Origin of the sequence: Thermobacillus sp. ZCTH02-B1 (assembly GCF_002159085.1) — a bacterium.
Lineage (GTDB): Bacteria > Bacillota > Bacilli > Paenibacillales > Paenibacillaceae > Thermobacillus.
In genome coordinates this window covers 25,367-49,457 of sequence record NZ_LZRU01000012.1, presented here as the reverse complement: position 1 = coordinate 49,457, position 24,091 = coordinate 25,367, and the positions used below count along the sequence as shown (strand labels likewise).

The window sequence follows — 24,091 nt, the reverse complement described above, 5'->3', positions numbered from 1 at the left end:
CGCATTCCGGCGGGATGGCGGGCGCAGGTCCGGCATCCGGGATGTTCGTCCGGGTGCAGGACGATTCCGGTCCCTTCGGGCGGCAGCGCTGTCCCCGTACCGCCGCGGATTTTCGCCGTTTCGGGGACGTGCGGGCCGCGGGATATTGACTTCGGCATGTCGAAGTGGCATAATACGGACAATGAACAAAATGAACCTTTAATTCAGTCCCGTGAGGCTGACAAGGTTTCGGCATATCGGACAGGCATGGATCCGGCGGCGCCGTCGTGCGCTTCGGGTCAATGTGTGGTGCGATCTGACTCCTTGCGGCTTCCCGCAGGGAGTTTTTTCATGCCCCGACTCGGGCGGAGGTGACGGCATTGGACGACATTCGACACGTCATCATGGACGAGAACGCGATTCGTCGGGCGCTCACGCGCATCGCGCACGAGATTCTGGAGAAAAACAAAGGCATAGACGGCTGCGTGTTCGCCGGCATCCGCACCCGCGGCGTCTATCTTGCGCGGCGCGTGGCGGAACGGATCGAAGAGATCGAGGGCAAGCCGGTGCCCGCGTTCGATCTCGACATCACGCCGTACCGTGACGACCGCGGCGAGCGGAACATCGCGGAGCCGGGCCGGGCGCGGGCGCAGTCCGGGCTCGATCCTGCGGAGATCCACGACCGGCACGTCATCCTGTTCGACGACGTCCTCTACACGGGACGGACGATCCGGGCGGCGATGGACGCGATCATGGACGTCGGACGGCCGCGCACGATCCAGCTCGCGGTGCTCGTCGACCGGGGCCACCGCGAACTGCCGATTCGCCCGGACTACGTCGGCAAGAACGTGCCGACCTCCCGCTCCGAATCGATCGGCGTGTCGCTGAAGGAAGTGGACGGAACGGACATGGTGGCGATATACGGTACAGGAGGGCGCGCGCGATGACGACGGCGGCGAAACTGAGGCAGCGGAGCCTGCTCGGCGTGAAGGAACTGTCCAGGGAAGAGATCGAATCGATCCTCGACCGGGCGCAGTATTGGGAAGCGAGCGGCAAGAAGATCCACAACGTGGCGTCCGATGCGGTCGTGGCGAATCTGTTCTTCGAGAACAGCACGCGGACGCGGTTCTCGTTCGAGATGGCGGCGAAGCGGCTCGGCGCGCAGGTGCTCAATTTCTCGGCGGCCGTCTCGAGCGTGAACAAAGGCGAGTCGATTTACGACACGGTGCGGACGCTCGAGTCGATCGGCATCGACGTCGGGATCATCAGGCTCCGGCCGGTCGGCGTATTGCCGGAGATCGCCGCCCGCGTCAGCGTGCCGCTGATCAACGCCGGCGACGGCAACAACGAGCACCCGACGCAGGCGCTGCTCGATCTGTACACGATGCGCAAGCACTTCGGTACGCTGCAGGGTTTGCGCGTCGCGATCATCGGCGACATCCTGCACAGCCGGGTCGCCCGCTCCAACCTGTGGGCGCTCAGGAAATTCGGCGCCGAGGTCTGGTTCTGCGCGCCGCCGAACCTGAAGGCGCCGGAGCTCGACGCGCCCTACGTGACGATGGACGAGGCGCTGGGCGCGGACGTCATCATGATGCTGCGCATCCAGCTCGAGCGGCACGAGACCGGCATGATCCGGTCGGCGGAGGAATACCGGAAGCAATACGGCCTGACGGTCGAGCGCGCGGCGAAGATCGCGAAGCACGCAATCATCATGCATCCGGCGCCGGTCAACCGAGGCGTCGAAATCGACGACGAGTTGGTCGAGCATCCGCAGTCGCGCATCTTCCAGCAGATGGCGAACGGCGTGCCGGTCCGCATGGCCGTCATCGAGCGGGCGCTGCGCGGATGATGCCGGCCGGGCCGCGGCGAAGGGAGATCGATTGCAAGCCATGACCTTGTGGATTGTGAACGGCAACATCTGGGACGAAGAGGCCGGCGGACTCCGGACGGCCCACATCCGCATCGAAGGCGGGACGATCGCCGGGATCGTGCGGGACGGCGAGCCGGACACCTCCGGCGCCGAGACGATCGACGCATCCGGACTGCTCGTGTCGGCCGGATTCATCGACATGCACGCCCATCTGCGCGATCCGGGCTTTACGCACAAGGAAGACATCGCGAGCGGCACGCGCTCGGCGGCGCGGGGGGGCTTTACGACGATCGCCTGCATGCCGAACACCCGCCCCGTGACGGACACGCCGGAGACGGTGCGATACATCCTCGACAAGGCGGCCCGCGAAGGCGTCGTCAACGTGCTGCCGATCGCGGCGATCACGAAGGGACAGCTCGGCCGCGAGCTGACCGATTTTGCGGCGCTCAGAGCGGCGGGTGCGATCGGGTTCTCGGATGACGGCGTCGGCGTGCAGAGCGCCCGGGTGATGAAAGAAGCGATGATCCGCGCCCGCGAGCTGGGGCTGCCGATCATCGCGCACTGCGAGGACGCTTCGCTCGTCGAGGGCGCCTGGGCGACCGAAGGCGCGTTCAGCCGCCGGCACGGGCTGAAGGGCATCCCGAACGAGTCCGAGGCGATCCACGTCGGCCGGGACGTGCTGCTCGCGGAGGCGACCGGCGTCCACTATCACGTCTGCCACGTCAGCACGGAGCAGTCGGTGCGGCTCATCCGGCTCGCGAAATCACTCGGCGTTCGCGTGACGGCGGAAGTCTGCCCGCACCATCTCGTGCTGTCGGACGAGGACATCCCCGGCATGGATCCGAATTGGAAAATGAATCCGCCGCTTCGGACGCCCCGCGACGTGCAGGCGGTCGTCGAGGCGCTCGAGGACGGCACGATCGACATCATTGCGACCGACCACGCGCCGCACGCGGAGGAAGAGAAGGCGAAGGGCGTCGAGCTCGCGCCGTTCGGCATCGTCGGCTTCGAGACGGCGTTCCCGTTGCTCTACACGACGTTCGTCAGGACCGGCCGATGGTGCCTCGGCTTCCTGCTGCGCAAGATGACGAGCGAACCGGCCCGGGTGTTCGGCCTGAAGGCCGGACGTCTCGAACCCGGCGCGCCCGCCGATCTCGTGCTGGTCGACCTCGGGCTCGAGCAGACGGTCGATCCGGCGAAATTCCTCTCGAAGAGCCGCAACACGCCGTTTGCCGGCCGGCGCCTTGCGGGCTGGCCGGTGCGCACGATCGTCGCCGGACGCACGGTATGGCGGGCGGACTGACGGACGCGAAGACGGAATACCGATATCGTCAATCAGGGAGTGATACGGATGCAGGCAAGATTGCTGCTGGAAGACGGCACGCTGTTCACCGGACGCTCGTTCGGCGCGGAAGGGTCCGTCGTCGGCGAAGTGGTGTTCAACACCGGCATCACCGGCTATCAGGAAGTGTTGTCCGACCCGTCCTACTGCGGGCAAATCGTGACGATGACCTATCCGCTCATCGGCAACTACGGCGTCACTCGCGACGATTTCGAAAGCATCATCCCTTACGTCCACGGCTTCGTCGTGCGGCGCCATGAGCCGGTGCCGAGCAACTGGCGCGCCGAGATTCCGCTCGACGTCTTGCTGAAGGAAGCGGGCATCCCGGGCATCTGCGAGATCGACACCCGGATGCTGACGCGCATCATCCGTCATCACGGCACGATGAAGGGCATCATCACGACCGGGAACGAGCCCGTCGAGGAGCTGATGGAGCGGCTGAACGCGACGCCGCTTCTGCGCGACCAGGTGGCGCGCACGTCGACGAAGAGCTTCATCAATGTACCGGGCGGCGGCGAGCGGATCGTGCTGATCGATTTCGGCGCGAAGAGCGGGATCCTGCGCGAACTGACCCGGCGCGGCTGCGACGTCATGATCGTGCCGTACGACACGCCGGCCGATCAGATCCGCCGTCTCAATCCGGACGGCATCCAGCTCTCGAACGGGCCGGGCGACCCGAAGGATGTGGGCGTCGCGGTGCAGACGATCCGCGAGCTGCTCGGCGAATATCCGATCTTCGGCATCTGCCTCGGCCATCAGCTGCTCGCGCTCGCCTGCGGCGCCGATACGGAGAAGCTGAAGTTCGGCCATCGCGGCGGCAACCATCCGGTGAAGGATCTCGTGACCGGCCGCTGCTTCATCACGTCGCAGAACCACGGCTACGCGGTGCGCGAGGACTCGATTCCCGGCACCGGACTCGAAATCACGCAGATCAACAACAACGACAAGACGATCGAGGGGCTCCGGCACACGAAATATCCGGCGTTTTCCGTCCAGTACCATCCGGAGGCGTCACCGGGACCGCACGATACGAGCTACCTGTTCGACGAATTTCTCGCGATGATCCGCGAGCACAAGCGCCGCAATCCGCGCAGGCCGCGCCAGGTCATTCTTGCGGAGACGCTGAAAGGGGAACTGATGCATGCCCAGAAATAACGACCTGAAGAAAATCCTCGTCATCGGTTCCGGACCGATCGTGATCGGCCAGGCGGCGGAGTTCGACTATGCCGGCACGCAGGCTTGCCAGGCGCTCCGCGAGGAAGGCTACGAGGTCATCCTGATCAACAGCAACCCGGCGACGATCATGACGGACACGAACATGGCCGACAAGGTCTACATCGAGCCGATCACGCTCGACTTCGTGACGCAGGTCATCCGCCGGGAGCGGCCGGACGGCCTCCTGCCGACGCTCGGCGGGCAGACCGGGCTCAACATGGCGGTGGAGCTGGCGCGCGCGGGCATCCTCGAACGCGAGGGCGTGAAGCTGCTCGGCACGCAGCTCGAGTCGATCGAGCGGGCGGAGGACCGCGACAAGTTCCGTGAGCTGATGCGCGAGCTCGGGCAGCCGATTCCGGAGAGCACGATCGTGACGAGCGTCGCGGAGGCGGTGGAATTCGCGGACCGCATCGGCTATCCGATCATCGTCCGCCCGGCCTACACGCTCGGCGGCACCGGCGGCGGCATCTGCCGCGACGAGGAGGAGCTGCGCGAGATCGTCGCGGCGGGCCTGCGCTACAGCCCGATCGGCCAGTGCCTCATCGAGAAGAGCATCGCCGGCATGAAAGAGATCGAATACGAGGTCATGCGCGATTCGAACGACAACTGCATCGTCGTCTGCAACATGGAGAACATCGACCCGGTCGGCGTCCATACCGGCGACAGCATCGTCGTCGCGCCGAGCCAGACGCTGTCCGACCGCGAGTACCAGATGCTGCGCTCGGCGGCGCTGAGCATCATCCGCGCGCTCAAAATCGAAGGCGGCTGCAACGTCCAGTTCGCGCTCGACCCGTACAGCTATCAATATTATGTCATCGAGGTGAACCCGCGGGTCAGCCGCTCGTCGGCGCTCGCGTCGAAGGCGACCGGGTACCCGATCGCCAAGATGGCGGCGAAGATCGCGGTCGGCTACACGCTCGACGAAATCGTCAATCCCGTGACGGGCCGGACCTACGCGATGTTTGAGCCGGCGATCGACTACGTCGTGACGAAGGTTCCGCGCTGGCCGTTCGACAAATTCACGACCGCGAACCGCAAGCTCGGCACGCAGATGAAGGCGACCGGCGAAGTGATGGCGATCGGGCGCACGTTCGAGGAATCGCTGCTGAAAGCGGTCCGCTCGCTCGAAATCGGCGCGCATCGCCTCCATCTGAGGGGAGTCGAGGGCCTCGACGACGAGACGCTGCGCAAGCGGCTCGTCACGCCGGACGACGAGCGCATCTTCCTCGTGGCCGAAGCGTTCCGCCGCGGCTGGAAGCTGCAGGACATCCAGGACATGACGAAGATCGACTGGTGGTTCCTCGACAAGATCGAGGGCATCGTCCGGTTCGAAGAGCGGATCAAGTCGGAGCCGGGCCTCACGAAGGAGACGCTGTACGAGGCGAAGCGGCTCGGCTTCGCCGACCGGTCGATCGCGGAGCTCCGGCGCGAGGCGAATCCGTCGGACCCGCACGCCGACGAGGCGGCGGTCCGGGCGTACCGGCTCGAACTCGGCATCCAGCCGGTCTACAAGATGGTCGACACGTGCGCGGCCGAATTCGAGGCGACGACGCCGTACTATTATTCGACCTACGAAACCGAGAACGAAGCCGTCCGGACGGACAAGCCGAAGGTCGTCGTGCTCGGCTCCGGCCCGATCCGGATCGGGCAGGGCATCGAGTTCGACTACTCGACCGTCCACGCGGTCTGGGCGATCCGCAAGGCCGGCTATGAAGCGGTCATCATCAACAACAATCCGGAGACGGTGTCGACCGACTTCTCGACGTCCGACCGGCTCTACTTCGAGCCGCTGTTCTTCGAGGACGTCATGAACGTCATCGAGCAGGAGCAGCCGGTCGGCGTCATCGTCCAGTTCGGCGGCCAGACCGCGATCAACCTGGCCGAGCCGCTGGCGAAGGCCGGCGTGCGCATCCTCGGTTCGGATCTCGACAGCATCGACCAGGCGGAGGACCGCAAGCGGTTCGAAGCGCTGCTCCGCCGGCTGGACATCCCGCAGCCGAAGGGCGGCACGGTCACGTCGGTCGACGAGGCGGTCGGGCTCGCCCGAAGCCTCGGCTATCCGGTGCTCGTGCGCCCGTCCTACGTGCTCGGCGGCCGGGCGATGGAGATCGTCTACTCCGACCAGGAGCTGCTCGAGTACATGGAGCAGGCCGTCAGGATCAATCCGGAGCATCCGGTGCTGATCGACCGCTACATGCTGGGCAAGGAAGCGGAGGTCGACGCGATCAGCGACGGCGAGACGGTGTTCATTCCCGGCATCATGGAGCACGTCGAGCGGGCCGGCGTCCACTCGGGCGACTCGATCGCGGTGTACCCGCCCCAGTCGCTGTCGGAGAACGTCAAGCGACAGATCGTCGACTACACGATCCGCATCGCGAAGGAACTCAGGGTCATCGGCATGATCAACATCCAGTTCGTCATCCACCAGGAGCAGGTGTACGTCATCGAGGTGAACCCGCGCGCGTCGCGCACGGTGCCGTTCCTCAGCAAGGTGACGAACGTGCCGATGGCGAACCTCGCGACGCAGGCGATCCTCGGCCGGAAGCTGGCCGATCTCGGTTACAAGGAAGGGCTGTGGCCCGAGGACAAGCATGTCTCGGTGAAGGTGCCGGTCTTCTCCTTCGCGAAGCTCAGGCGCGTCGACCCGACGCTGACGCCGGAGATGAAATCGACGGGCGAAGTGATGGGCCGCGACGAGCTGTACGCGAAGGCGCTCTACAAGGGGCTGATCGGCGCGGGCATGCGCATTCCGTCGACCGGATCGATCATCGCGACGGTTGCCGACAAGGACAAGGCGGAAGCGGTGGAAATTCTTCGCGGCTTCTACGAGCTCGGCTACAGCATCTACGCGACGGGCGGCACCGCCGACGCGCTCGAGCGCGCCGGCATGCACGTGACGCGGGTGAACAAGCTGAGCGAAGGCTCGCCGAACATCCTCGACCTCATCCGCAGCGGCAAGGCGCAGTTCGTCGTGAACACGCTGACGAAGGGTCGGACGCCGGAGCGCGACGGGTTCCGCATCCGGCGCGAGGCGGTCGAGAACGGCGTCGTCTGCCTGACGTCGCTCGACACGGTGCGGGCGCTCCTCGAGATGCTGCAGGCGATCAGCTTCTCGTCCCGGCCGATGCCGGCGCTTCAGCGGCCATGACGGACAGACGGGGGCGATGGACTTGACGCTGACGCGGGATGAAGCGGCGGCGCGCATCATGGTCGCGCTGGACCGGCCGGACGCGGCCGCCGCGGAGTCGCTGATCCGGGCGCTCGACGGCATCCCCTGCTGGCTGAAGGTCGGCATGGAGCTGTTCTACGCGGCCGGCCCGGCGTTCGTCGCCGGGCTGAAGGAACGGGGCTATCGCGTCTTCCTCGACGTGAAGATGCACGACATTCCGAATACGGTGAAGGGCGGCGCGATGAGCCTGACCCGGCTCGGCGTCGACCTGTTCAACGTCCACGCGGCGGGCGGCGTCCGGATGATGGAGGCGGCGCTGGAAGGCGCCGAAGCCGCGTCCGGCGGGCGGCCGCGGCCGCGGGTCATCGCGGTGACGCAGCTCACCAGCACGAGCCGGGAAGTGCTGAACGGGGAAATCGGCATCCCGGGCACGCCGGAGGAGGCGGTCGTCCGCTACGCGTTGCTGGCGAAGCGGGCCGGCCTCGACGGCGTCGTCGCGTCGGCGCGGGAAGCGCGCGCGGTGAAGGCGGCCTGCGGCGCCGGCTTTCTCGCCGTCACGCCGGGCATCCGTCCGGCTTCCGCTCCGGCGGATGACCAGGCGCGGATCACGACGCCGCGCGAGGCGCTGGAGGCGGGAGCGGACTATCTCGTGATCGGCCGTCCGATCACGGCCGCGCCCGATCCGCGCGCGGCGTTCGAATCCATCTTGAAGGAGTTGATCGGAGCGTGATCCAGGCACAACCGTCGGACGGCGGGCAGCTGGCCCGCGCCGTCGCCCGCGAGCTGCTCCGCATCGGGGCGGTCGAGCTGCGTCCGAACGAGCCGTTTACCTGGTCGTCCGGGCTGAAATCGCCGATTTATTGCGACAACCGGCTGACGATGTCCTGGCCCGAGGTGCGGAGCCTCATCGCGGACGGATTCGCGTCGGTCATCCGCGAATGCCATCCGGACTGCGAGGCGGTGGCCGGCATCGCGACGGGCGGCATTCCGCACGCGGCCTGGACGGCGGAGCGGCTCGGGCTGCCGATGCTCTATGTGCGCGAGAAACCGAAGGGCCACGGCAAGACGAATCAGATCGAGGGCGTCGTGAGGCCCGGCCTGAAGGTCGTGCTGATCGAAGACCTGGTATCGACCGGCGGCAGCTCGTTGCGGGCGGCCCTGGCCGTGCGCGAGGCGGGATGCGAGGTGCTCGGCACGGTCGCGATCTTCACGTACGAATTTCCGCGGGCGGCGCGGGCGTTCGCCGAGCAGGGCATCCCGCTCCGGACGCTTTCATCTTACAGCGTGCTGTTGGAGGAGGCGTTGAAGACGGGCGCCGTCACGGAAGAAGACGCGGAGATGTTGCGGAACTGGCGGATCGATCCGGAAGGCTACGCCGCACGGTTCACACCGCCCTCCTGAATCCGGACGGTTCGTTCGGGATGGAAGATTCGTTCGGGTTGGAAAGCCGTCCCGCAAATTGAAACCCCGGCGCCATCGGCGCCGGGGTTTTTTTTCAGGGAGCCAGACGTGCGGGCACTGGCGGGGATCATTTGATGCCCGATATGGTGTAGTTGTCCATGATATAACGCTGGAAGATCAGGAACACGATCAGGATCGGCACGACCATGAAGGAAGAGCCGGCCATCTGCAGACCGTAGTTGCTGCCGTATTGCCCCTTGAGCAGCTGCAGGCCGACGGAGAGCGTGTACAGGTTCTCGTCGTTGGCGATGATCAGGGGCCAGATGAAGCTGTTCCACCCGGCGATGAACGTCAGGATGCCCTGCACGGCCAGCACGGAGGCGGATACCGGAAGGGCGATTTGCAGGAAAATGCGGAACTCGCCGGCTCCGTCCAGCCGCATCGCCTCCAGCAGCTCGTCGGGAATCGTCGACATGAATTGCCGGAACAGGAAGATCGCGAATGCGCCGACCAGCGAGGGGAGGATGATGCCGGTCATCGTGTTCGTCAACCCCATCTTGTTCAGGATGAGATAGACCGGAATCATCGTCACCTGTCCCGGAATCATGAGCGTGGCGAGCACCAGATAGAACAAGGGGTCCCGGCCCCTGAACCGGTACTTCGCGAATCCGAAACCGGCCATCGCGTTGAAGAACATGCCGATGAACGAGAAAAACACGATGATGAGCGTGTTCCGCAGATACACGCCGAAGTTCATCCGCCCGAACAGTTCGACAAAGTTTCCGAGGGTGAACGTCTCCGGCCACAGCGTCGGGGGAAAGCGGGCGAATTCCGTCTCCGGCTTGAAGGAGGACAGGATCATCCAGAGGAACGGCAGCACCATCAGGAATCCCCCGACGGCCAGCAATATGCCCGCCAGCCACTGCATCGCTTTCTGTCTCGTCGTCATGACGCCCAACCTGCCTTCCCTCCGGTTTCAATCTTCATGGCGCTGCAACTTGAATTGCAGCAGCGTGAGCACGATGATCGCGAAGAACAGAATGAACGATCCGGCCGCCGCATAACCGAATTCGCTGAACTGGAAGCCGTTCTTGTAGACGAACAGCGCGACGGACATCGTGCCTTCGAGCGGGCCGCCGTCGGTCATGACGAACGGCTCTTCGAAGAACTGCAGCCAGCCGATCAGCGTCGTGACCGTGACGAAGAAAATCGCGAATTTGAGCAGCGGAACGGTGATGTACCGGATCTGTTTCCACGTGCCGGCGCCGTCCAATTGGGCGGCTTCGTAATACGTTTTCGGAATGCCCTTGATCGCGGCGAGGAAAATGAGCATGTTCAGGCCGATCGCCCGCCAGAGCGCCAGGATGATCAGCGAGATTTTGGCGATGACCGGATCCTGCAGCCAGCGGACGCCGGGCAGGCCGACGGCGTTCAGGATCGTGTTGAACAGCCCGAGCGACGGGTTGTACAGGTAGCTCCAGACGACCGCCACCGCCACCACGTTCGTGACGGACGGCATGTAGAACGCCGCCCGGAAGACGTCGAACACGCGCGACTTGCCGAAATTGATGAGCAGCGCGACGGAAAGCGAAAACAGGATGACGAAGGGCACGCCGAACACGACGTAGAAGAGCGTGTTGCCGATCGCCTTCACAAACGAGGCGTCCCGCAGGATGTCGGCATAGTTGTCGAATCCGACAAAGCGGATGTTCGAGTAGTCCGTCAGTCCGGCCAGATCCATGTCCGTGAAGCTGATGACGAGCGCAATCACGATCGGAAGCAGCGAGAAAAGAAAGAGCAGGATCAGGGCCGGAGCGATGAAAAGATAGGGTGCACTTCGGGGCGTAAAGATTTTCATGCGTAGCTGCTCCTTTGACGGAACGGGATACAAGAGAAGCCTGCCGGCTGGTGAAGGGTACCGGCAGGCCGGATTCCGCGATTACTTGCTCAGGATCCGTTCGGCTTCCGCGTTGAACGCGTCCAGCTCCGCCTGGATGTCGGCATCGGCGCGGACGATCCGTTCGAACGATTCAAGGTACGTTTGCGCGATTTTCTCCCATTGGACGATCATCGGCAGGTGCTCGGAATGTTCCAGTTGCTCCCGGATCGCCTGGTATTTCGGATCTTCGTGCAGGGCCGGAACCTCGTCCCAGGCCGCGATGTTGGCCGGCAGCGACTTGGTCAGTTCGTTCCATTTCACCTGCGTTTCCTTCTTGCTCATATAGCGGATGAAGGCCAGCGCCTCTTCCGGATGCTTCGAATATTCGAACACCGTCAGGTTCGATCCGCCGAGGACGGACAGATTGTTCTTCTTCGCCGGCAGCGGAGCGACCGACCATTTGCCTTCCAGATCCGGCGCCTGCGTCTGGATAATGTTGATCATCCAGGGACCGCTGATGAACATCGGCACGATGCCGTCGCCGGCGAACGCCTGCACCGCATCGAGGCCGAGATCCAGCGGCGCGGAACCGTCATCGAAGAAGCCCTTCAGGAATTCAACGGCTTCCCGGAATTCGGGCTCGTTGAACAGCGGCTTGCCGTTCTCGTCCAGCAGTCTGGATCCGTTCTGCCGTGCAAACATGAACGTCAGGGACTGTTCGTTCATGTCGATGCTGAGACCATATTTGCCTTCGCCGCGTTCAGCCAGCTTTTTCGCGGCGTCGCGGAGCTCGTCCCACGTCTTCGGCGGCTCGGCATAACCGACTTCCGCGAGCAGGTCCGAACGATAGTAGAGAAAGCGGGTCTCGGTGTACCACGGAATGCCGTAGATTTTGTCGCCGAACTTCGTCGTGCCTACGGCGCCTTCATAGAATTGCTCCGGCGCGAGTTCCGGGTATTGGTCGATGTAGGGCGTCAGATCCTTCAGCGCGCCGGCATTGACGAATTCCGCCATCCAGGTGGTGCCCATCTGAATGACGTCGGGACCGCTCTTGGACGCGACGGCGGTCAGCAGCTTGTCGTGGGCGTTCGCCCAAGGCAGCGCCTGCACTTCGACGATGATGTCCGGATTTTCTTTCATGAATTCCTCGGCGATGGACGGGAGCTGTTTCGCTTCATCGCCCATGGCCCATACGCTGATTTTCACTTTTTTGCCGGAAGATGCCGCATCGCCGGACGTCCCGCCGCCGTTGCTTCCGGAGTTTTTCGATCCGCCGCATCCGGCCAGGACCAGAATCAGGGCGAGCATACCGGCCATCCATGCGAAGCGCTTGTTTCTTCTCATCCTCAAATAGATCCTCCCCGATTCAGCATGATGTCATTCGTCCGAGTTGTGGCTGCGTCACCGTACCAATCGCAGTCGCGGGTGGTTACGCTCCCGCGTCCCCGCTCCCCCCTTTTTGTCCCATCGGCTTCCGGAAAAGTGAAACGGTTTCATCGAAACGTTTCGACTCACATTATAGCGCAGGAAGGCATCACATTCAACACTTTATTTCGCGAAAAAATTCAAGTATAATGGCCGGTGAAACGTTTCTATAATGTGATGGACAATGTTCGAACTTTTACCGAAACAAGGGATGAATACGAAACGTTTCACTTGCGTTCCGCTTGCGCCGTCGGACTTCATCCCCAGTATCACCCCATCGCAAGGAGAGATGCACGCTTGAAGGCAGCACACGCCAAACATACGGTGAATGCCGGCGATATCCGCTTCACCTTCTGGACCAGCGGCGATCTCCATGAAATCGCCTGCGGAAACCTCATGATCAATCAGTTGTTGTCTTCGCCGCTGGACGGATCGCTGAACAATCTGTATCTTCGCGTCCATCGCCCCGGGGGCATCCTCGCGCAGCCGCTGGTCGGCGCGCGGTCGGGAAGCCGGGTCAGCTTCGGGAGCCGGGGAATCGCATTCGAAGGAAAAGCATTCGGCACCGTTGACTACCGGGTCGTCTTTACCGCCGACGAAGCGGGCGTCTGGTTCTGGGACGTCCGGCTCCGCGGCCGGGATGAAGAGGTCGACGTCATCTATGGCCAGGATCTCGGTCTGGCGGCGAAGGGGGCGGTCCGCAGCAACGAGGCGTACGTGTCCCAGTACATTGACCACAAGGCGTTCCGCGACGGGCGAAGGGGATATGTCGTCTGCTCGCGGCAGAACCTGCCGCAGGACGGAAAACGGCCGTACGTACAACAGGGTTGCCTGACGGGCTGCCGCGGATTCACGACGGACGGCTTCCAATTTTACGGGCTGTCCTACAAGGAGACGAATGAACCGGAGGCGCTCGGGCGGGAAAATCTGGCGAACGAGGTTTACCAGTACGAATTTGCCTACATCGCGCTGCAATCGGAGCGGGTCAAGCTCGACGGCGAGGCGCGCGTCGTGTTTTACGGCCTGTTCCGGGAAGATCATCCGGATACGGTCCGGGAGCCGGAATACGGCGATGCGGTGGAAGCCGCGTGGAAGCGTTGCGAGGCCGGGGACGGGGGACCCTGGACGCGAATCTGTCAGGTTCCGCCGCCGTTCCCGTTCGGCGAGCCGCTGCGGCCGCTTCCGATGACGGAGGAAGAGATCGCGTCGCTTTTCCCGCGGCGCCTGCAGGAAGAGCGGGAGAACGGACGGCTGCTGTCGTTCTTCACGGACCGGTACGAGCATGTCGTGCTGAAGGAGAAGGAGCTTCTCGTCGAACGGCCCCACGGCATCATTCTGATGAGCGGCGGAAACGACCGGGTCACCGAGCAGGTGCTGTCGACGACCTCGTACATGTACGGCGTTTTCAACTCGCAGATGACGGTCGGCAACACGACGTACCACAAGTTCCTCTCGAACACGCGCAACGCGCTGAACGTGCCGAAACTGTCGGGGCAGAGGATTTACGTGGAGATCGGCGGCGTCTTCCGCCTGCTCGCCATGCCGTCGATGTTCGAGATGGGATTCAATGTCGCCCGCTGGACGTACAAGCTCGATACGGACACCCTCGTCGTGACGAATTTCACGGCGGCCGACGCGCCGGAAGCGGTGCTGCGGGTGGAATCGCTGAAAGGGAAAAAATATCGCTATCTCGTGACGCATCAGGTGGTCATGAACGATCACGAATACGATCTTCCGTTCCGGATGGAGCGGGACGGGCAATGCCTGGTGTTCCGCGCCGACCCGCGGGCGCTCAGCGCGAAGCATTATCCGGACCTGGCGTTCCGGCTGTTCCTGGACGGCGCGGATCTGGAGGTGTCCGACGCGGCGGCCGGCGCCGCTTCGCTGGTCGTGCTGACCATCCGGGATTCCGCCTGCTGGACCTTGACGATGCAGGGGCTGCTGCACGGAGGAGAGCTGCCGGTTGCGAAGCGCAGCCCGGAGCGGGAAGCGGAGCGGTACAGGGAGTTCCTCGCGTCCGTCATGCGGGGATTCCGCCTCACCCTGCGCGGCGAAGAGACGCCGGAGCTGGAGAAAATGAACGCCGCCGCCTGGTGGTTCACCCACAACATGCTGGTGCACTTCTCGGTTCCGCACGGCCTCGAGCAGTACGGCGGCGCCGCCTGGGGAACGCGGGACGTGTGCCAGGGGCCGGCGGAATATTTCGCGGCCACGCAGCATTTCGGCGTGGTGCGGGACATCCTGAAGATCGTATTCTCCCACCAGTATGAGGACGACGGCAACTGGCCGCAGTGGTTCATGTTCGACCGGTACGCCGCGATCCAGCAGGAGGAAAGCCACGGTGACATCATCGTCTGGCCGCTGAAGGTGCTCGGCGACTATCTGCTCGCCACCGGCGACGCGTCGATTCTCGACGAGCGGGTGCCGTACACGGTGCGGGGAACCTTCGCGTTTACCGAAGCGCATCAGGCGATCCGGGACCACGTCCGCAAGGCGGTATCCTACATCGAGCGGCATTTCCTCCACGGAACGCGGCTGTCCGCCTACGGCGACGGCGACTGGGACGACACGCTGCAGCCGGCGAACCGGCAGCTCAAGCGGTTCATGGTCTCGAGCTGGACGGTGGCGCTCACCTATCAGGCGATCCGCCAGCTGTCCGAAGGGTTGCCCGCGGAAGACGGGGAATGGGCCCGCGAGCTGGCCGCGCTGGCCGACGGCATATACGAAGATTTCCAGCGCCTGATCATGCGGACGGATGTGGTGCCGGGATTCATCTACATGGAGAAGCCGGGCGAAGCGGAGCCGATGCTGCATCCGGACGACCGGAAGACCGGCATCCGGTACCGCCTGCTGCCGATGCAGCAGAGCATCATCTCCGAGGTCTTCACCCGCGAACAGGCGGAATACCACTGCGCGGTCATTCGGGAGAAGCTGTATCATCCGGACGGCGTGCGTCTCATGGACCGTCCGGCGCACTATGACGGGGGCAACAGCGTCCATTTCAGGCGGGCCGAACAGGCGGCGAACTTCGGCCGGGAGATCGGGCTGCAATACGTGCATGCGCATATCCGGTTCGTCGAGGCCATGGCGAAGCTCGGCAACGCGGAGGAGGCCTGGAACGGGCTGCTGAAGGTCAATCCGGTCGGTCTCCGCAGCGTCGTGCCGAACGCGGAGCCCAGGCAGAGCAACGTCTATTTCAGCAGCTCCGACGGGAAATTCAACACCCGCTACGAGGCCGAGCGGCGCTTCGATGAGCTGCGCACGGGACGGGCGGCGGTGAAGGGCGGATGGCGGATCTACTCCAGCGGTCCCGGCATTTATCTCAACCAGTTGATTGCCAATTGTCTCGGCATCCGGCAGCTCGGGGGCGATCTCGTGATCGATCCGGTCCTTCCCGGCCGGCTGGACGGCCTCGAGTTCGAATTCATGTGGAACGGGGCGCCGGTCCGGTTCGTCTATCGGCTGAACGCCGCGGACAGAAGGGTGGTCGTCAACGGCCGCGAAGTTCCCGCGTGTCCGCTGCCCGGGATGTACCGCCGGGGCGGCCTCCGCGTCGCGAAGGAGGATTTGGCCGGACTCCGGACGAATCAATGGAATATCATCGAGGTTTTTGCCTGATTTTCACTTGTCCCGGAGGCAATACGACAAGGAGCGGAATCGGTCTTGGTAAGCATCAAGGACATTGCCAAAAAGGCGGGCGTATCCATCTCGACCGTATCCTACGCGCTCAACGGCAGCCCGAAGGTGACGGAGGAAACCCGGCGCCGGATTCTCGCCGTCGCCGAAGAGCTGAAATATGTGCCCAATGCCGCCGCGCGGACGCTCAAAAAACGGGAGACGAAGGTGATCGGCCTCTATCTGACCGATTTCGGCGGTGCGTTTTACGGGGATTTGCTCCAGGGCGTGAAAGAGGTGCTCAACCAGAAGGGCTACGATCTGATCGTCTGCAGCGGCAAGCGGTCCCACCGGTTTCTGCCCGAGCGGACGATCGACGGCGCGATCGTGCTCGATGCGACGTTTTCGGACAAAGAGCTGCTGAAATACGCGGAAATGGGGAAGAAGATTGTCGTATTGGACCGGGAGCTGGATCATCCGAACATCAATCACGTGCTCCTGGACAACAAGGCGGGTGCGACGCTCGCGATGGAATATCTGTGGGAGATGGGCCACCGCCGGATCTTCGTCGTCACCGGCCCTTCGGATTCCTACGACTCGAACCAGCGTTTGAAGGCCGTCCGGCAATTCGCCGAGCGGCACAACCTGGAAGTGACGCAAGTCGACGGGTTGTTCACGAAGGAATCCGGCGAGCTGGCCGCCGAGCGGATTTTTCCGGAATGCGGCGAGACGGCGGCCGTGTTTTGCCTCAATGACGAAATGGCCATCGGGATGTACAATTTTTTCCGCAAGACGGATTTGGTGGTCGGACGACACATCCACATCATCGGATTCGACAACATCGAGCTTGCGGAATATGTGAGTCCGAGGCTCGCGACCATCGATTATTCGAAGCGGAAATGGGGAGCCCTCGCATCCGAGCAGCTCATCAAAATGTTGCACGGCCAAAGCGTGGAGCATGAGCGCATATACGTCCGGCTCGTCCCGGGAGATTCCGTGGGCAGCCTGCCGAACCGGTGACGGTTCGGCAGGCTTTTTTGTTTTGCTGCATGGCCGCCGATCGGCCGGCCGCCTTCGAAATCCGGCCCCTGCCCGCAGACGGGACGGGAGCGCATGATTCCGCAGCCGGATCCGCATCCGGCCGGGCAACAAGGCCGCGTACGGCCGGGCCGAAGGCGGCGATGACAAGCAAACAACATAACGCGATCATAACAATTTTTTTGTTTTTCGAAGTTTTTATTTGCGTACCTAACGCAATTTGTTATGATTATTTTGAAAGCGTGTGCAGGCTTGTGTGCCCGTACCGGGGAAGACGGATACCCGGCATCGCGGACGAAGGTTGAGGGAGTGGATCGGATTGAAGGAAGCGCAGCAAGCGAAGCCGCCGCTCATCGAAGCGCGAAACGTCACGCGGGTGTTCGGCAGGGGCGACCATCGGGTGTACGCGCTGCGCGGCGCGTCGCTCGCGGTGGGGGAAGGCCGGCTCGTCGCGCTGAAGGGCCGTTCCGGATCGGGCAAGACGACGCTGCTCAACATTCTCGCCGCGCTGGATACGCCGACGGAAGGGACCGTGCTCTACGGCGGAAGAGACGCCGGCCGCATGTCGGAACGCGAGAAGAACGAGCTGAGGAGGCGCGAAATCGGCCTCATCTTCCAGTCTTTCGCGCTCGTGCCGTACATGACGGCGTACGAGAACGTCGAATTCGGCCTGCGCATCGCGGGGTTTCCGGCATCCGAGCGGCGGAAGCGGGCGGAGGAAGCGCTCCAGTTCGTCGGCCTGTCCGGCCGGATGCACCACATGCCGCAGGAACTTTCGGGCGGCGAGCAGCAGCGGACGGCGATCGCCCGCGCGATCGCGCACAAGCCGAAGCTGATTCTGGCCGACGAGCCGACCGCCGAGCTGGATTCCCGCATGGGCCGGCAGGTCATCGGCGTCTTCCGCGAGCTGGTCAGGAGCGAGGGAGTCACGATCGTGCTCACCACCCACGACCCGGGCATCATGGAACTGGTCGACGATGTCTACGCACTGGAGGATGGTCAGGTTGAATTGGAACGCTCAAGCGCGGGGTAAATTCCGCCCGGTGGCGCTCGCGGTCCTGCTGTCGGCGGGCGCGGCGCTCTCCGGATGCAGTCTGCTGCCGAAGGATCCCGAGCCGCTCAAGCCCCCGCTCGTCAAGCCGGCGCAGGCCCAGATCGCGACCGTGGAGGCGAAGCTCGGCACGATCGTGCGGCAGGTGCAGGGAGCCGGAACGTTCGTGCCGACCGACGTGGAATATTACGCTTTCAGCGAAGACGGCGTCATCGGCGACGTCCGTGTCCGGGCGGGAATGGAGGTGAAGCGCGGCGACATCCTCGTCACCTTGCGGAACGACGGGCTGGACATCGAGCTGCTGCAGCGCGAGCTCGAGTACGAGAAGAAGAAGCTGGCATTCGAGGATGCGGTGAAAAGCGGCGACGAGCGCCTTGCGAACATCGCGCGGATCGAGTTCGAGATCGCGAAGAAACAGTTCGAGCGGACGAAGGAGACGGCGGAGCATTCGGTGCTTCGGGCCGGTCGCGACGGCATCGTCTCCTATGCGACGGATCTCGAGCCCGGCGATTTCGTGGAAGGCGGACGCGTGCTCGCGGCGGTCGCCGATCCGTCCGGCATGCGGCTTGCGCTCGGCGTCCAGTCCAATCCGGTGCTGAACGACATCCGCATCGGGATGGAGGCGGAGGTCACCTTCAAGGGCAGAAGCTACAAGGGCACCGTGACGCAGACGCCGGCTTCGGCGCCGCCGACCGATGACCCGCGGCTGCGCGAGGAATACACGCGCAATCTGTACATCGAACTGGACGAACTGCCGGAAGACGCGAAGTTCGGCAATACGGCCGATGTGAAGATCGTCGCCGCGCGGCGCGAGAACGTCGTCGTCGTGCCGAAGGGAGCCGTGCGGACCTACTTCGGCCGGACCTTCGTGGTGGTGCTGGACGGCGAACGGCGGCGGGAGATCGACGTCGAGATCGGCCTCGAGAATCCGACGGAATACGAGATCGTGTCGGGCGTGGAGCCGGGCATGCTGCTCATCCTCCAGTAAAGCCGCGCGGATGGCGCGATCTGCAGGAAGAAACGGGGGAGTCCCGACATGTCCGTACTGATCATGCTGCTGCGCAAGATGGCGCGCAACCGATGGCTGGTCGGCAGTCTGCTGGTGGGGATGTTGTGCTGCATCGCGCTCACGTCCAGCATGCCGCTCTACAAGAATGCGGTACTCCGCTACATGCTGATCCAGGATTTGGAACGCAGCTACGAATATACCGGGAACCATCCCGGCGTCATCTCGATCGAGATCGGCATGCGGACCGACAACCGCGGCACGCAGAAGGCGATCGTCGATCGGTACGCATCCTACTGGGAAGAGCGCATCGTCTCAAGCGGCATCCTGAGCGTCCAGCTCGACCAGCGGGTCATGGAGACCGTCCGGTTCAAGCTGACGCCGGTTGATCCGACGCGCGTCGATCCGGAGCCGGAACGCTCGGCGAAATTTGCGGCGCGCACCGGCCTCGAGGAGAAGGTGCGGATCGTCGACGGCCGCCTGCCGTCCCGGAACCAGCCTGTTGACGGCGTCTACGAGGTCATGGTGACCGACGGTGCGCTTTCCGAACTGGATATGCTGCTCGGCCAGGAGTTCCGGATCGAGGATCCGCGGGTGGGCCGGGACGACCTCGTGATCCGGCCCGTTGCCGTGATCGAGGAGGAGAATCTGGGCGATCCGTACTGGAGCCGGTGGAATCTCCGGCAGGAGCGCAACACGCTGTTCCTGCCGGAAGAGGCGTTCCGCGCGAATTTCCCGCCGGGGGGCATGTTCATCTACGGCAAAATCGGCGCGATGGCCGTCACCGATTATACGGTCTACGACACCGGCACCGCGAACTACGTGCTGAACCTGAAGGAGAACCTGGCGGCCCGCATGATGGGCAACTACAATTATTCCGTCAGCACGTCCGTCTGGATTCCGGGGAGCGACGCGATGACGGCGTACGCCAACCGGGAGCTCACGCTGCGCAACCTGCTCTGGTCGCTGAACGTGCCGATGATGATCCTGATCGGCTTCTATCTCTACATGGTGTCCGGCATGCTCATCGAACGCCAGCAGGCGGAAATCGCGGTGCTCCGCAGCCGTGGTGCTTCGCGGCTCCATATCATCGCGATCTACGCGATGGAGTACGGGCTGCTGACCGCCGCCGCGCTGGCAGCCGGCCCGTGGCTCGGCGTGCTGTTCACGCGGGTGCTCGGATCGACCAGCACGTTCCTGAACTTCGTCGACCGCGGCGCGCTGCCCGTCGAGATGACCGCCGAGGGCTGGCTGTACGCCGCGCTGGCCGCCGTCTTTGCGTGGATCGTCAACCTGGTGCCGGTCGTTCTTGCGACCCGCGTGACGATCGTCGACCAGAAGCGGGCGAGGGCGCGCATCGGCAAGCGGCCGCTCTGGGAGACGATCGGGCTCGATTTCATCCTGCTCGGCCTGTCGTTCTACGGCTATTGGCTGTACACGCAGCGGATGAAGGATCTCGTGAAGCTCGGCCTCGACGGCAAGTCGCTGTCGGCCGACCCGCTGCTGTACACGACGCCGACGCTGTTCGTGCTCGGCGCCGGGCTGCTGCTGATCCGGGTGTATCCGCTGCTGGTCGCGCTCGTTTACCGGATCGGCCGCAAAATCTGGACGCCGCCTCTGTATTCGACGCTGCTCCTCGTCAGCCGGCGCAACCGCGTGTACCACGGGCTGATGCTGTTTCTTGTGCTGACCATCGGTACGGGGATGTACAACGCGAACGCGGCCCGGACGATCAACGTCAACATGGAGGAACAGATCTGGTATGCAGGCGGCGCGGACATCGTGCTGCGGCAGCATTGGGCGAATGACGCGCCCGTCTCCCAGCCGGGGGAACCGTCCGCGCCGCGGGTCGTCTCGTCCCGCATCAACTGGCTCGAGCCGCCGCTCGAACTGATTGCGACGCTGCCCGGCGTCGAACTCGCGACGCCGGTGTTCCGGAAGGAGGGGGCGGACGCCTGGTTCGGCACGAAGAGCGGCAAGGTGACGCTGATGGGGATCGTGACGGACGAGTTCGGCATGACGGCGTGGATGAAGGAAGGCCTTCTGCCCCATCATTTCCATGAATATCTCAATCTCATCGCGCCGGAGCCGCGGGCGGTGCTCGTCTCGAAAACGACCGCGGAATACTTCGGCCTGAAGCCCGGGGACGAGATCGACGTCGGCTGGGAAGGACGGCGGCCGACCCGGTTCATGGTGTACGGAATCGTGGAATATTTCCCGTCGTTCAACCCGAATCCGACGGCCGACGAGGAGGGCCGCCGCCCGAACGTGCCGCCGATGCTCGTCGTCGCGCACCTGGATACGATCCAGCAATCGATCGGGCTGGAACCTTACGACGTCTGGGTGAAGCTCGCCGAAGGGGCGGACCGCGGGAAGCTGCTCGAGGCGATCACCGAGCGGAACATCCGCCTCGAGACATTCGAGGATACGATCGGCGAGATCGGGCGGAGCCGGCTCGATCCGTTCCGGATGGCGGTCAACGGCGTCATGAGCCTGGAATTTCTCGTCTCGCTGGCCGTCAGCTTCATCGGATTCATGCTGTTCTGGCTGCTGTCGCTGCAGGGACGGATGCTGCAGCTCGGCATCTACCGCGCGATGGGCATCTCGTTCCGGCAGCTGCTCGGCATGCTGGTCGTCGAGCAGCTGCTCACGACCGGCGCGGGCTTCCTGATCGGAATCGCCACGGGCCTGGCGGCCGGCCGGATCTTCGTGCCGCTGCTCAAGCTGTCGTTCGATCCGGGCAAAATCGTGCCGCCGTTCGAGATCGTCTCGGACCATACGGACATCGTGCGGCTTGCCGCCGCGACGGGGTTCATGCTGGCCCTGGCCCTGGTCATCCTCGCGTGGCTGCTGAAGCGGATGAACATCCATCAGGCGGTCAAGCTCGGGGAGGATTGATCCGCATGATCCTGTGCGAGAATCTCGTGAAAATCTACAAGGCGGCGGACATCGAGGTCGTCGCGCTCCAGGGACTGAACCTGCAGGTCGAACAGGGCGAGATGATGGCGATCATCGGCAATTCCGGGAGCGGCAAGACGACGCTGCTGAACATGCTCGGCGGCCTGGACCGCCCGTCCGCGGGCAAATTGTACGTGGACGGCAAGGATCTGCTGAAGATGACGGACAGGGAGCTGACCCGATACAAAAGGGAGACGGTCGGCTTCATCTGGCAGAACAAGGCGCGCAACCTGATTCCCTATCTCACGGCGCGGGAAAATGTCGAGATTCCGATGCTGCTGCACGATCCGAGGAAAAAGCGGATGCGCGCGATCGAGCTGCTCGAAGCCGTCGGCCTCGGACACCGCGTGAACAGCCGGCTGGAGCAGCTCTCGGGCGGCGAGCAGCAGCGCGTCGCGATCGCGATCGCGCTCGCGAACCGTCCGAAGCTGCTGCTCGCGGACGAGCCGACCGGCGCGCTGGACACGAAGACGTCCGCGCAGATCATGGAGCTGCTCGGAAGGTTGAACGCCGAGCTGGGCGTCACGATCGTGATCGTCACCCACGACCTGAATCTCGCGAAGCAGGTGAAGCGGGTCGTCTCGATCCGCGACGGCCGGACGTCTTCCGAGCTGATCCTGCGCGAGGAAGGGGAGACGGAAGCGGAAGGCGGGCCGGACGGCGCCTTCGACACCCACATCGAGTACGCCGTCATGGACCGGTCGGGGCGCATCCAGATCCCCGAACATTACCTCGAAGCGGTCGGCGCGAAGGACGCGGACAAGGTGCTGCTCCGGCTCGAGGACGGGCGGATCGTGCTGCTTCCCGCGAAAGCGGAAAAAAGGGAACATTGAAGCGGAAAACTGGTATAATGATAAATCGCAGTCCTGGTTCGACAAGAACATGCGCGGAATGGATGAGGGAATCATGAAGCGGAGAGTGACCATCCAGGAGATCGCCGATTACGCCGGGGTTTCGAAATTCGCCGTGTCCCGGGCGCTGACGGGCAAGAGCGGCGTCAGCGCGGCAACCCGGGAGCTCATTCTGAAGGCTGCGGGCGAACTCGGGTATTTCCGGAACAACGAACCGAAGCGGTTCTCCGGCGAACTCAGGGACGAAGTCGAACGCAAATGGACGGGGACGATCGTCATCCTGTTCCCGAACATCCGGCATCAGAACAAGGATTCCGTCTACTGGGGCCCGGTGTTCGAGGGGATCTCGACCCGCCTCAACCAGAAGGGCATCGATATCCTGACGCTGACCGAACCGTCGCGGGACAACATCTTCTCGCTGGTCAAGCCGGAGGCGATCCGGGGCATCATCACGATCGGCACGATATCGACGCAGATTCTGCTCGAAATCGGCAGGCTGAACATTCCCGTCGTGATGGTCGACCACGCGGACCCGGCGTTCCACTGCGACACCGTTTTTACGGACAACTACAACTGCATGAAGGATTTGACGATCAAGCTGATCGGCAAAGGGTACCGCAAATTCCAGTTCGTCGGCACGATCCGCGACGCGCAGAGCTACTTCGAGCGTTGGATCGCGTTCCGCGCGACGCTCGAAAGCTACGGCATCGAGCTGAAGCAGGATCCCGCGCTGATCGGTCCCGACGCGAACGACCGGCTGTACAAGCTGATTCCCGAGCTCGCGCTCGACGAATGGCCGGAGGTGTTCGTCTGCGTCAACGACAGGATCGCGGAGTTCCTGATCGAGGAGCTGCGCAAGCGCGGCTTCGACGTGCCGCGCGACTGCGCGGTCACGGGCTTCGACAACACGAATACGACGCATCCGATCTACGGTACCGTGAATGTCAACAAGGAGCTCCTCGGCATGCGAGCCGTCGACCAGATGCTGTGGCGCATCCTGAATCCGGATTCGGCCATCGAGCGCAAGCTGCTCTACGGCGATGTGATCATCCGCGATGCCTATGCCTACGCCGGACACCAGTCGTAGGCGTTATCTTTTTCCGATAGCTCGTTGCAGGGATGGGATCAGGCGGCTTTTCCGGACAATCGACGACCGGAGGTCCGCCTGAATTTTCTGTAAATAACAAGCGGACGTGAACAAAAAAACAAATAAAATAACAAACAAAACAAAACGGCGCAACAAACCAAAAATTCGATTGACGGAAACTGCAGGCGATGCTATGATTGTTTTG

Annotated in this window: 17 protein-coding genes; 14 read left to right on the top strand and 3 right to left on the bottom strand. The window is 63.5% G+C overall.

Features of this window, described 5'->3' with window-relative positions; all coding sequences use genetic code 11:
* Positions 1–383: 383 nt before the first annotated feature.
* The 7 genes from pyrR to pyrE are packed head-to-tail and all read left to right on the top strand — an operon-like array spanning position 384 to position 8,976.
* A complete protein-coding gene (gene pyrR, locus A9Z00_RS05120; protein WP_483316278.1) occupies positions 384–926 on the top strand; it encodes a bifunctional pyr operon transcriptional regulator/uracil phosphoribosyltransferase PyrR in 543 nt (180 codons plus the stop codon).
* Positions 923–1,828, top strand: a complete 906-nt coding sequence (locus A9Z00_RS05115; RefSeq protein WP_296975089.1) for an aspartate carbamoyltransferase catalytic subunit — start codon at positions 923–925, stop codon at positions 1,826–1,828. Before pyrR ends, A9Z00_RS05115 begins: the two co-directional genes overlap by 4 nt.
* Positions 1,829–1,868: 40 nt before the next feature.
* On the top strand, positions 1,869–3,152 hold the full coding sequence (locus A9Z00_RS05110) for a dihydroorotase (protein WP_296975088.1): 1,284 nt from the start codon (positions 1,869–1,871) through the stop codon (positions 3,150–3,152).
* A gap of 48 nt (positions 3,153–3,200) precedes the next feature.
* Positions 3,201–4,346 carry a glutamine-hydrolyzing carbamoyl-phosphate synthase small subunit gene (gene carA / locus A9Z00_RS05105; RefSeq protein WP_296975087.1) on the top strand — a complete coding sequence of 382 codons (1,146 nt, stop codon included), beginning with the start codon at positions 3,201–3,203 and terminating at the stop codon, positions 4,344–4,346.
* Positions 4,333–7,554 (top strand): carbamoyl-phosphate synthase large subunit, encoded by a 3,222-nt coding sequence (carB, locus tag A9Z00_RS05100; protein WP_296975086.1) that lies wholly within the window; start codon positions 4,333–4,335, stop codon positions 7,552–7,554. Before carA ends, carB begins: the two co-directional genes overlap by 14 nt.
* Positions 7,555–7,570: 16 nt before the next feature.
* Positions 7,571–8,305 carry an orotidine-5'-phosphate decarboxylase gene (gene pyrF / locus A9Z00_RS05095; RefSeq protein ID WP_483316270.1) on the top strand — a complete coding sequence of 245 codons (735 nt, stop codon included), beginning with the start codon at positions 7,571–7,573 and terminating at the stop codon, positions 8,303–8,305.
* Entirely contained in the window at positions 8,302–8,976 is a 675-nt protein-coding gene (gene pyrE / locus A9Z00_RS05090) for an orotate phosphoribosyltransferase (RefSeq protein ID WP_483316269.1), read from the top strand. The genes pyrF and pyrE overlap by 4 nt, the downstream gene beginning before the upstream one ends.
* 127 nt (positions 8,977–9,103) lie before the next feature.
* Here the strand turns inward: pyrE and A9Z00_RS05085 are convergent, their stop codons facing one another.
* The 3 genes from A9Z00_RS05085 to A9Z00_RS05075 all read right to left on the bottom strand — a co-directional run bounded on the left by A9Z00_RS05085 (position 9,104) and on the right by A9Z00_RS05075 (position 12,199).
* Positions 9,104–9,925, bottom strand: coding sequence for a carbohydrate ABC transporter permease (locus tag A9Z00_RS05085; protein WP_296975084.1), 822 nt, complete (start codon positions 9,923–9,925; stop codon positions 9,104–9,106).
* 27 nt (positions 9,926–9,952) lie between these two features.
* Positions 9,953–10,834, bottom strand: a complete 882-nt coding sequence (locus A9Z00_RS05080; protein WP_296975083.1) for a carbohydrate ABC transporter permease — start codon at positions 10,832–10,834, stop codon at positions 9,953–9,955.
* 81 nt (positions 10,835–10,915) lie between these two features.
* Positions 10,916–12,199 (bottom strand): sugar ABC transporter substrate-binding protein, encoded by a 1,284-nt coding sequence (locus A9Z00_RS05075; protein ID WP_296975082.1) that lies wholly within the window; start codon positions 12,197–12,199, stop codon positions 10,916–10,918.
* Between the two features lie 378 nt (positions 12,200–12,577).
* Between A9Z00_RS05075 and A9Z00_RS05070 the strand changes: the two genes are divergently transcribed.
* The 7 genes from A9Z00_RS05070 (at position 12,578) to A9Z00_RS05040 (ending at position 23,886) form a co-directional block, all read left to right on the top strand.
* On the top strand, positions 12,578–15,898 hold the full coding sequence (locus A9Z00_RS05070) for a GH36-type glycosyl hydrolase domain-containing protein (RefSeq protein ID WP_296975081.1): 3,321 nt from the start codon (positions 12,578–12,580) through the stop codon (positions 15,896–15,898).
* A gap of 45 nt (positions 15,899–15,943) precedes the next feature.
* A complete protein-coding gene (locus A9Z00_RS05065; protein ID WP_296975080.1) occupies positions 15,944–16,915 on the top strand; it encodes a LacI family DNA-binding transcriptional regulator in 972 nt (323 codons plus the stop codon).
* Between the two features lie 337 nt (positions 16,916–17,252).
* Complete coding sequence (locus tag A9Z00_RS05060) at positions 17,253–17,966, top strand: ABC transporter ATP-binding protein (RefSeq protein WP_296975079.1); 714 nt, start codon at positions 17,253–17,255, stop codon at positions 17,964–17,966.
* Positions 17,967–17,976: 10 nt separating this feature from the next.
* Complete coding sequence (locus A9Z00_RS05055; RefSeq protein ID WP_296975078.1) at positions 17,977–18,972, top strand: efflux RND transporter periplasmic adaptor subunit; 996 nt, start codon at positions 17,977–17,979, stop codon at positions 18,970–18,972.
* A 48-nt stretch (positions 18,973–19,020) separates the two neighbouring features.
* On the top strand, positions 19,021–21,888 hold the full coding sequence (locus A9Z00_RS05050; protein ID WP_296975077.1) for an ABC transporter permease: 2,868 nt from the start codon (positions 19,021–19,023) through the stop codon (positions 21,886–21,888).
* A 5-nt stretch (positions 21,889–21,893) separates the two neighbouring features.
* Entirely contained in the window at positions 21,894–22,781 is an 888-nt protein-coding gene (locus tag A9Z00_RS05045) for an ATP-binding cassette domain-containing protein (protein WP_296975076.1), read from the top strand.
* Positions 22,782–22,854: 73 nt separating this feature from the next.
* Positions 22,855–23,886, top strand: a complete 1,032-nt coding sequence (locus tag A9Z00_RS05040; protein WP_296975075.1) for a substrate-binding domain-containing protein — start codon at positions 22,855–22,857, stop codon at positions 23,884–23,886.
* The last annotated feature ends 205 nt before the right edge of the window (positions 23,887–24,091 follow it).